The following is a 10,945-nucleotide window of genomic DNA, read 5'->3' on the forward strand; positions in this document are numbered from 1 at the left end:
TGTTGTTGGGGTCGGTGAAGTCGAACATCGGGCACACGCAGGCTGCTGCCGGTGTGGCTGGTGTGATCAAGATGGTCATGGCGATGCGCCACGGTGTGGTGCCGTCGACGCTGCACGTGGACGAGCCGTCGCCGCACGTGGACTGGTCGGCCGGGGCGGTCGCTCTCACCACCGAGGCGACGCCGTGGCCGGCTGTGGACCGGCCGCGTCGGGCGGCGGTGTCGTCGTTCGGCATCTCCGGCACGAACGCGCACGTGATCATCGAGCAGCCGCCGGCCGAGCTGGTCGAGGGCGAGATCGTCGCCGGGAACGTACCGCCGCTGGTGCCGGTGCTGCTGTCGGCCCGCGACGGCGCGTCGCTGGTCGCGCAGGCGGGCCGCTGGGCGAGTTGGCTGGCCGCCGACGGCGGCGTACGCCCGCTGGACGCGGCGTGGTCGAGCGTGGTGTCCCGGTCGGTGCTGGAACATCGCGCGGTGGTGGCCGGGACGGGCCGCGACGAGCTGCTGGCGGGCCTGGAGGCGCTGGCGGCGGGTGAGCCCTCCGGCGGGGTCTTCGCGGGCCCGGGTGGGCCCCGGGGCCAGCTGGCGCTGGTGTTCTCGGGCCAGGGCGCGCAGCGCGCCGGCATGGGCCGGGAGCTGTCCGAGGCGTTCCCGGTGTTCGCGGCAGCCCTGGACGAGGTGTGCGGACACCTCGACCCGTTGCTGCCGGGTGCGCTGCGGGAGGTGCTGTTCGCCGAGGCGGGCAGCCCCGAGGCGGAGCTGCTGGACCAGACCGTCTTCACGCAGGCCGGTCTGTTCGCGGTCGAGGTGGCGCTGTTCCGGCTGGTGGAGTCGTTCGGCATCGTGCCCGACATGGTCGCCGGCCACTCGATCGGCGAGGTGACGGCCGCGTACGTGGCCGGGGTGCTGTCCCTGGCCGACGCGTGCGCTCTCGTTGCCGCGCGGGGCCGGCTGATGCAGGCGCTGCCGGCCGGTGGCGGGATGCTGGCCGTGGCCGCCGCCGAGGACGCGGTGACGGAGTCGATCGTCGGTCTGGCCGACAAGGTCGGTGTCGCGGCGGTGAACGGGCCGACGTCGATCGTCGTGTCCGGCGCGGTGGAGGCCCTCGACGAGATCGAGCGCGACTGGCGGGACCGGGGCGCGCGTACCCGACGGCTCGCCGTCAGCCACGCGTTCCACAGCCCGCTGATGGAGCCGATGCTCGCCGAGTTCCGGACGGTCCTGGACGGGTTGACGTTCGCCGCGCCGGCGCTGCCGATCGTGTCGAACGTGACCGGCGCGCTCGCCGACGCCGACGAGATCCGTACGGCCGACTACTGGGTGCGCCACGTCCGTGAGGCCGTCCGCTACGCCGACGGGGTCACCGCCCTGCGGGCCGCCGGGGTGGACACGTTCCTGGAGATCGGGCCGCAGAGCGTGCTGACCGCGATGGCGGCGGACATCCTGCCGGACGACGACGACGTCCTGTCGGTCGCCACCCAGCGTCGGGACCGGTCGCAGGCCCAGGCGCTGCTCGGCGCGCTGGCGGAACTGCACGTGCACGGCGTGCCGGTGACCTGGCAGGAGTGGTTCACCGACAGCGGGCCGCGGCGGGTCGACCTGCCGACGTACACCTTCCAGCACCAGCGCTACTGGCCGGAGCCGGCGAGCCGGCCGCGTACGAGGACGGCCGACAGCGTCGACGCCGACTTCTGGGCCGCCGTCGAGCAGGGCGACCTGAGCGCCCTCGCCACGCAGTTCGGCGACGACGGCGCCGCCCTGGACGCCCTCACCCCGGCCCTGCCGGTCCTGTCGACCTGGCACCGGGCGCGGACGCGGCGGGCGGTCGTGGACGCCTGGTCGTACCGGGTCGGATGGAAGCGGACCGACATCACCGCCGAGCCGGCGCGGCCCGGCGTGTGGCTGCTCGTGACGGCGGAGGACGACCTGACGGACGGCACCCGCGCGGAGGCGGTCACCAAGGCCCTCGCCGAGGTCGGCGCCGACGTGGTCCGGCTGACCGTCGACCCGGTCGGCACCGACCGGGCGGAACTCGCCCGCCGGCTGGCCGACGCGCTGGCCGACGGGCCCGTCACCGGCGTGCTCTCCCTGCTCGGCCTCCGCGACCAGCCGCACCCCGCCCACCCGGCCGTACCGGTCGGGACGGCCGCCACGCTGCTGCTGCTCCAGGCCCTGCACGACGCCGGGGCGACGACCCGGCTGTGGTGCCTGACCCAGGGCGCGGTCAGCACCGGCGACGGGGACGCGGTGCACGGCGTCGCCCAGAGCGGGCTGTGGGGCCTGGGGCTCGTGGCGGGCCTGGAACACCCCCAGCTCTGGGGTGGACTGGTGGACCTGCCCGAGCAGGTCGACGCGACGGCGTGGGACCGGCTGGCGCGGGTGGTGACCGGCGCCGGCGACGAGGACCAGCTGGCCGTACGCCCCTCCGGGGTGTTCGTCCGCCGCCTGGTCCGGGCGGCACCCGCCGCCCCCGACACGGCGGAGCGGTGGCGGCCGTCCGGCACGGTGCTGGTTACCGGCGGCACCGGCGCCCTGGGCGCCCACGTCGCCCGGTGGGCGGCGGCCAACGGCGCCGCGCACGTCGTGCTGACCAGCCGCCGGGGCGAGCGTGCCCCCGGGGCGGTGGAGCTGCGCGATGAGCTGACCGCGCAGGGCGTACGGGCGTCGGTCGTGGCCTGCGACGTGGCCGACCGCGACCAGGTGGCGGCACTGCTGGCCCGGCTGGACGAGGACCCCGCGCCGTTGACGGCCGTGGTCCACGCGGCGGGTGCCGGCGAGCCCGGCCTGATCGCCGACACCGACCTGGCCGCGTTCGCCGGGGTGCTCGACGGCAAGGTCGCCGGCGCGGTGCACCTGGACGCGCTGCTCGCCGACCGGCCGTTGGACGCCTTCGTGCTGTTCGCCTCCATCGCCGGGGTGTGGGGCAGCGGCGGGCAGTCCGCGTACGCCGCCGGGAACGCCTTCCTGGACGCGCTCGCGGAGCAGCGTCGCGGGCGGGGCCTGCCGGCGACGTCCGTGGCCTGGGGGCCGTGGGCCGACGGCGGCATGGCCACCGGCGAGGCCCAGCAGCTGCTGGCCCGGCGCGGCCTGACCGCCATGGCACCGGCCAAGGCCGTGCACGCCATGCGGTACGCCGTGGGCCTGCCCCGGGCGGCGCTGACCGTGGTGGACGTCGACTGGGCGGTCTTCGCCCCGGCGTACGCCTCGGCCCGCCCCCGGCCGCTGCTCGACGACATCGCCGAGGCCCGCGAGGCGCTGCACGCCCAGGCCGGGGAGCAGCAGCCCGGCGGGGCCGTCGACGCCCTGCGGGAGCACCTGCTCACGCTGCCCCGGCCCGAGCGGGTCCGGCACCTGGTCGATCTCGTCCGCACCCACGCCTCCGCCGTGCTCGGCCACTCGGGCACGGACCGGGTCAAGCCGCAGCGCGCCTTCAAGGAGCTCGGGTTCGACTCGCTGACGGCGGTCGAGCTGCGCAACCGGTTGACCGGGGCCACCGGCCTGTCGCTGCCAGCGACCCTCGTCTTCGACTACCCGAACCCGGCCGTGCTCGCCGAGAACCTGCTCGACGGCCTGCTGCCCGAGGGGGCACAGGCGGACGGCGGCGACCCGGCGGAGGCGGCCGTCCGGCAGGCGCTCGCGGCGATCCCGCTGACCCGCCTGCGGGAGGCCGGGCTGCTGGACCTGCTGCTCAACCTCGCCGACGCCGACGGCGGCGACGGTGACGAGTCCACCGACGAGGACCTGGACCTCGACGACCTCGACACCGACGCCCTCGTCAGGCTGGCGCTTGACGGAACCGATTCCTGACCGTTGTCCCCAGTACGGAGCTCATGATGTCTACGTCCGCAGACAAGGTCGTCGAGGCGCTTCGCGCCTCGCTCAAGGAGACGGGCCGCCTCCGTCAGCTCAACCAGCAGCTGACCGCTGCCGCCCGGGAGCCCATCGCGATCGTCGCGATGTCCTGCCGCTACCCGGGCGGCGTGGCCAGCCCCGAGCAGCTCTGGGACCTGGTGGCCTCCGGCAGCGACGCCATCGGCGGTTTCCCGACCGACCGGGGCTGGGACCTGGACAACCTGTACGACCCGGACGCCGACCGGGCCGGCCACTCCACCACGCGGGAGGGCGGCTTCCTCTACGACGCGGCCGACTTCGACGCCGAGTTCTTCGGCATCTCGCCCCGCGAGGCCGTGGCGATGGACCCGCAGCAGCGGCTGCTGCTGGAGACGTCGTGGGAGGCGTTCGAGCAGGCCCGGATCGCACCCGCGTCCATGCGCGGGCAGAAGGTCGGCGTCTTCGTCGGTACCGCCGCCAACGGCTACGGCGTGGGCCCGCAGACCGAGGTCGAGGGCACCGACGAGGGCTACCTGCTGACCGGCACGGCCACCAGCATCGTCTCGGGACGGATCGCGTACGCCCTCGGCCTGGAGGGCCCCGCCGTCACGGTCGACACCGCCTGCTCGTCGTCGCTGGTCGCCCTGCACCTGGCCTGCCAGGCGCTGCGGCAGGGCGACTTCGACCTGGCCCTGGCCGGCGGCGTCTGCGTGATGGCCACCCCCGCCCCGTTCGTGGGCTTCTCCCGGCAGCGGGGGCTCGCCCCCGACGGCCGGTGCAAGTCGTTCGCCGCCGCCGCCGACGGCACCGGCTGGTCCGAGGGCGTCGGCATCCTGCTGGTGGAGCGGCTGTCGGACGCCCAGCGCAAGGGGCACCCCGTCCTCGCCGTGATCGCCGGCAGCGCCGTCAACCAGGATGGCGCGTCCAACGGCCTCACCGCCCCCAACGGGCCGGCCCAGCAGCGGGTGATCCGGCAGGCCCTCGCGAACGCCCGGCTGACCACGGCCGACGTGGACGCCGTCGAGGCGCACGGCACCGGCACCGTGCTCGGCGACCCGATCGAGGCGCAGGCGCTGCTGGCCACGTACGGGCGGGACCGGCCCGCCGACCGGCCGCTGCTGCTCGGCTCGATCAAGTCGAACATCGGTCACAGCCAGTCCGCCGCGGGCGTGGCCGGCGTGATCAAGATGGTGATGGCGATGCGGCACGGGCTCGTGCCGTCCACCCTGCACGTCGACGAGCCGACGCCGAAGGTGGACTGGTCGGCCGGCGAGGTGTCGCTGGTGACCGAGGCGACGCCGTGGCCGGTGACCGACCGTCCCCGCCGGGCGGCCGTCTCGTCGTTCGGCATCTCCGGCACGAACGCGCACACCATCCTGGAGGAGCCGCCCGCCGCCGACGCCGCGGCCTCCGCCGACGCCGGCCCGGCCCCCGCCCTGCCGGCGGTGCCCGTGCTGCTGTCCGCCCGGTCGGAGGCCGCGCTGAGGGCGCAGGCGGGCCGCTGGGCCCGGTGGCTGGAGGACGGCGAGACCCTCCGGCCGGTGGACGTCGGCTGGTCGTCGGTGGTGTCGCGCTCCGCGCTGGAGCACCGCGCGGTCCTCACCGCCACCGACCGCGAGGACCTGCTGGCCGGGCTGCGCGCCCTCGCCGCCGGCCAGCCGTCCGGCGCGGTGGTCGCCGCTCAGGCCGCCGACCGGGGCCCGCTCGCGGTGCTCTTCTCCGGCCAGGGCGCGCAGCGCGCCGGCATGGGCCGGGAGTTGTACGCCGAGTTCCCGGTCTTCGCGACCGCGCTGGACGAGGTGTGCGCGCAGCTCGACCCGCTGCTGCCGCGCCCGCTGAAGGACGTGCTGTTCGCTCCGGAGGGTTCCGCCGAGGCGGAGCTGCTGGACCAGACCGTGTTCACCCAGGCCGGGCTGTTCGCGGTCGAGGTGGCGCTGTTCCGCCTGGTGGAGTCGTTCGGGATCACACCGGACTTCGTGGGCGGGCACTCGATCGGCGAGGTCGCGGCCGCGCACGTGGCCGGGGTGCTGTCCCTGGCGGATGCGGCGGCGCTGGTGGCGGCGCGGGGCCGGCTGATGCAGGCGCTGCCCACGGGCGGCGGGATGCTGGCCGTCGCGGCGGCCGAGGCCGATGTGCTCGCCACGCTCGACGGCCTGGCCGACGTGGGGATCGCGGCCGTGAACGGGCCGACCTCGGTGGTCGTCTCCGGCGCCGTCGAGGCTCTCGACGAGGTGGAGCGGCTCTGGCGGGACCGGGGGGCACGCACGCGCCGGCTCACGGTCAGCCACGCGTTCCACAGTCCGCTGATGGAGCCGATGCTCGACGGGTTCCGGGCCGTCCTGGCCGGGCTGACCTTCGCCGCGCCGGCGTTGCCGATCGTGTCGAACGTGACCGGGGCGCTGGCCGACGCCGACGAGATCCGCACGGCCGACTACTGGGTGCGCCACGTCCGGCAGGCCGTCCGCTACGCCGACGGGGTCACCGCCCTGCGCGCCGCCGGCGTGGACGCGTTCCTGGAGATCGGCCCGCGCAGCGTACTGACCGCGATGACCCGGGACGTGCTGAGCGGGCAGGAGCCGGCGGACGCCGACGACGACACCCCGGTCATCGCCGTGCCCGTCCTGCGCGCCGACCGCCCCGAGGCGCGGGCCCTGCTCGCCGCCCTCTCCGAGCTGCACGTCAACGGGGCGCCCGTCGACTGGCCGGCCCTCTACGCCGGCGCAGGCGCGACCCCGGTCGCCCTGCCCACGTACGCGTTCCAGCGGCAGCGCTACTGGCCCGAGCAGATGCCGGTCTCGGTCACCGGCCCGGTCAGCCCGGACGTGGTGGACGTCGAGTTCTGGTCGGCGGTGGAACGTTCCGACGTGGCGGCCCTCGCCGCGCAGTTCGGCGACGACGGGGCGGACGTCCTGGCCCCGGCCCTGCCGGTCCTGTCGTCCTGGCGCAAGGCGCGGCTGCGGGACGCGGTCGTCGACGGCTGGTCGTACCGGGTGGTGTGGAAGCGGACCGCCGCCCCCGCGCCGGTCACCCCGTCCGGCCGCTGGCTGCTCGTCGAACCGGCGGGCGACGCCCCCACGACGGAATGGGCCGAGGCGCTCGCGGGGGCGCTGACCGCCGCCGGCGGCGAGGTGTCCCGGCTGGCGGTGGACCCGACGGCGGAGCGCGACCAGGTGACGGCGCGGGTGGCCGAGGCCGTGGGGGACACCCCGTTCACCGGGATCGTCTCCCTGCTGGGCCTGCTGGACCGACCGCACCCCGGCCAGCCGGCGGTGCCGCTCGGCACGGCCGCCACGATGACGCTGGTGCAGGCCCTGCACGCCGCCGACGTCGCCGCGCCACTGTGGACGGTGACCCGGGGCGCGGTCGGCACCGGCGACGCCGACCCGGTCCGCAGCGTCGCCCAGGGCGGCCTGTGGGGCCTGGCCCGGGTCGCCGGGCTGGAACACCCGCAGCTCTGGGGCGGCCTCGTCGACCTGCCGGACGGCCCCGACCGGAGCGACTGGGACCACCTGGTGGGCGTCCTGACCGGCGGCGGCCCCGAGGACCAGGTCGCCGTACGGCCCTCGGGCGTCTTCGTGCGCCGACTGGTGCGCGCCACGCCGGCCGCCGTAGGCGCCGTCGAGCGCTGGCAGCCGTCCGGCACCGTCCTGATCACCGGCGGCACCGGGGCGCTCGGCGCCCACGTGGCCCGCTGGGCGGCGGCCAACGGCGCGGCGCACGTCGTGCTGACCAGCCGCCGGGGCGAGCACGCTCCCGGGGCGGCCGAGCTGCGCGACGAGCTGACCGGGCTCGGCGCCCGGGTGACCCTGGTCGCCGCCGACATGGCCGACCGCGCCCGCGTCGAGGCGCTGCTGCGCGACGTCGACGCCGATCCGGCGCCGCTGACCGCGGTGGTGCACGCCGCCGGGGTGGGCCAGCTGAACATGCTTGCCGACACCGACCTCGCCGGGCTGGCCGGGGTACTCGACGGCAAGATCGCCGGTGCCGTGCACCTGGACGAGCTGCTGGGCGACCGGCCGCTCGACGCGTTCGTGCTCTTCTCCTCCATCGCCGGCATCTGGGGCAGCGGCGGACAGGCCGCGTACGCCGCCGGCAACGCCTTCCTCGACGCGCTCGCCGAGCGGCGCCGCGCCCGTGGCCTGGCCGTCACCGCCGTGGCCTGGGGACCCTGGGCCGAGGGCGGCATGGCCAGCGGCGAGGGCCAGGAACTGCTGGCCCGGCGCGGCCTCAGCCCCATGTCGCCGGCCCAGGCCGTGTACGCGCTGCGCAGCGCCGTCGGCCGGGCCGTGCCGTCGGTGACCGTGGCGGACGTCGACTGGTCCCTGTTCACCCCGGCGTTCGCCGCCGCCCGCGCCCGCCCCCTGCTCGACGACATCGCCGAGGCGCGCGACGCCCTGCGCGTGGTCGACGCCGAACCGGAGGACACCGCCGGCGGCGGGCTGCGGCAGCACCTGCTGACGCTGCCCCGCGCCGAGCAGGACCGCCACCTGACCGACCTCGTACGCACGCACACCGCCGCCGTGCTCGGCCACTCCGGCACCGAGCTGGTCAAGGCGAACCGGGCGTTCAAGGAGCTGGGCTTCGACTCGCTGACCGCTGTCGAGCTGCGCAACCGGCTCGGCGCCGCCACCGGGCTCACCCTGCCCACCACCCTGGTCTTCGACTACCCGAACCCGGCCGCCCTCGCCGACCACCTGTCGGCGACGCTGCGCCTGCACGAGGTCGACACCGTCACCACCTGGGGCCCCGCCGGGCCGGTGGACGACGACCCGATCGTCATCGTCGGCATGAGCTGCCGGTACCCGGGCGGCGTTGCCAACCCGGACGACCTGTGGGACCTGGTCGCCACCGGGCGCGACGGGATCAGCGGCTTCCCCGACGACCGGAACTGGGACATGGGCCGGCTGCTGGCCGTCGACGCCGAGGGGCGACCCGTGTCGCACACCCGCGAGGGCGGCTTCGTCGACGGCGCCACCACGTTCGACCCCGGCTTCTTCGGCATCTCGCCGCGCGAGGCGGTCGCCATGGACCCGCAGCAGCGCCTGCTGCTGGAGGCGTCCTGGGAGGCCGTCGAGCAGGCCGGCATCGACCCGGACGAACTGCGCGGCAGCCGTACCGGCGTCTTCGTCGGCGCCTCCCCGTCGGGCTACGGCACGACCGACACCCCGGCGGAGCTGGCCGGATACCAGCTCACGGGCGGCGCGCACAGCGTCATCTCCGGCCGGGTGTCGTACACCTTCGGGCTGGAGGGCCCGGCGGTGACGGTCGACACCGCCTGCTCGTCGTCCCTGGTGGCGGTGCACCTGGCCGCCCAGGCGCTGCGCGGCGGCGAGTGCGACATGGCGCTGGCCGGCGGCGTCACCGTGATGGTGACCCCGGGCGCCTTCGTCGAGTTCTCCCGCCAGGGCGGCCTCGCCCCGGACGGGCGCTGCAAGTCCTTTGCCGCCGACGCCGACGGCACCGGCTGGTCGGAGGGCGTCGGCGTGCTGCTGGTCCAGCGGCTCTCCGACGCCCGGCGGCAGGGCCGCCAGGTGCTCGCCGTGATCGCCGGCAGCGCCGTCAACCAGGACGGCGCGTCCAACGGCCTCACCGCCCCCAACGGGCCCGCCCAGCAGCGGGTGATCCGGCAGGCCCTCGCGAACGCCCGGCTGACCACGGCCGACGTGGACGCCGTCGAGGCGCACGGCACGGGTACGACCCTGGGTGACCCCATCGAGGCGCAGGCCCTGCTGGCGACCTACGGCCAGGGCCGCCCCGCCGACCGGCCGCTGCTGCTCGGCTCGATCAAGTCGAACATCGGCCACAGCCAGGCCGCCGCCGGTGTCGCCGGCATGATCAAGATGGTGCAGGCGATGCGGTACGGCCTGCTCCCGCAGACCCTGCACCTCGACGAGCCGACCCCCCACGTGGACTGGACCGCGGGCGCGGTGTCCCTGCTGGCCGAGGCGCGCCCCTGGCCGGCGGTGGACCGGCCGCGCCGGGCCGCCGTGTCGTCGTTCGGCATCAGCGGTACGAACGTCCACCTGATCCTGGAGCAGCCGTCCGCGCCGACCGGCGGGGACGAGCCGGAGGTCGAGGGCGAGCCGTCGCGGACGCCGTCGGTGCTGCCGGTGCTGCTCTCGGCCCGGGACGCGGCCGGACTGTCGGCGCAGGCCGACCGTTGGGCGCAGTGGCTCAGCGGCACCCGGACCTCGCGCCCGCTCGACGTGGCCTGGTCGTCGGTGGCGTCGCGGTCCGTGCTGGAGCACCGGGCGGCCGTGTCCGGTGCGACCCGCGACGAGCTGCTGGCGGGCCTCGAAGCCGTGGCGGCGGGCGAGCCCTCGGCCGGCGTGCTCACCGGCCCGGGCACTCAGCGCGGCCAACTCGCGTTGCTGTTCTCGGGTCAGGGCGCGCAGCGTGCCGGGATGGGCCGGGAGTTGTCGGCGGAGTTCCCGGTGTTCGCCGCCGCGTTGGCCGAGGTGTGTGCGCACCTGGATCCGTTGTTGCCGCGTCCGTTGCGGGAGGTGTTGTTCGCTGAGGCGGGCAGCCCCGAGGCGGGGTTGCTGGATCAGACGGTGTTCACGCAGGCCGGGTTGTTCGCGGTCGAGGTGGCGCTGTTCCGGTTGGTGGAGTCGTTCGGGGTCGTGCCGGACATGCTGGCCGGTCACTCGATCGGTGAGGTGACCGCCGCGCATGTCGCGGGGGTGTTGTCCCTGGCGGACGCGTGTCAGCTTGTGGCCGCGCGGGGTCGGTTGATGCAGGCGCTGCCCACCGGTGGCGGGATGCTGGCTGTGGCCGCCGCCGAGACTGCGGTGGCGGAGTCGATCGCCGGGCTCGCCGACCGGGTGGGCGTCGCGGCCGTCAACGGGCCCACCGCAGTGGTGGTTTCCGGTGCCGCCGAGGCCCTGGACGAGGTGGAGCGGGTCTGGCGGGATCGGGGCGTGCGCACGCGCCGGCTGACGGTGAGCCACGCGTTCCACAGCCCGTTGATGGAGCCGATGCTGGCCGAGTTCCGGGCGGTACTGGACGGGTTGACGTTCTCCGCGCCGCTGCTGCCGGTCGTGTCGAACGTGACCGGCGCCCTGGCCGGCGACGAGATCCGCACGGCCGACTACTGGGTGCGGCACGTGCGCGAG

The 10,945-nt window shown here is 75.8% G+C and carries 2 protein-coding genes; both read left to right on the top strand.

Features of this window, described 5'->3' with window-relative positions:
- Nucleotides 1-53 precede the first annotated feature (53 nt).
- Nucleotides 54-3,806, top strand: coding sequence for an SDR family NAD(P)-dependent oxidoreductase (locus ABZ573_RS32285; RefSeq protein WP_358122877.1), 3,753 nt, complete (start codon nt 54-56; stop codon nt 3,804-3,806).
- A gap of 26 nt (nt 3,807-3,832) precedes the next feature.
- Nucleotides 3,833-10,945, top strand: a 7,113-nt coding sequence (locus tag ABZ573_RS32290; protein WP_358122879.1) for a type I polyketide synthase, incomplete at its 3' end; no start/stop codon positions are given.

Source organism: Micromonospora sp. NPDC007220, assembly GCF_040634035.1.
GTDB lineage: Bacteria > Actinomycetota > Actinomycetes > Mycobacteriales > Micromonosporaceae > Micromonospora > Micromonospora reichwaldensis.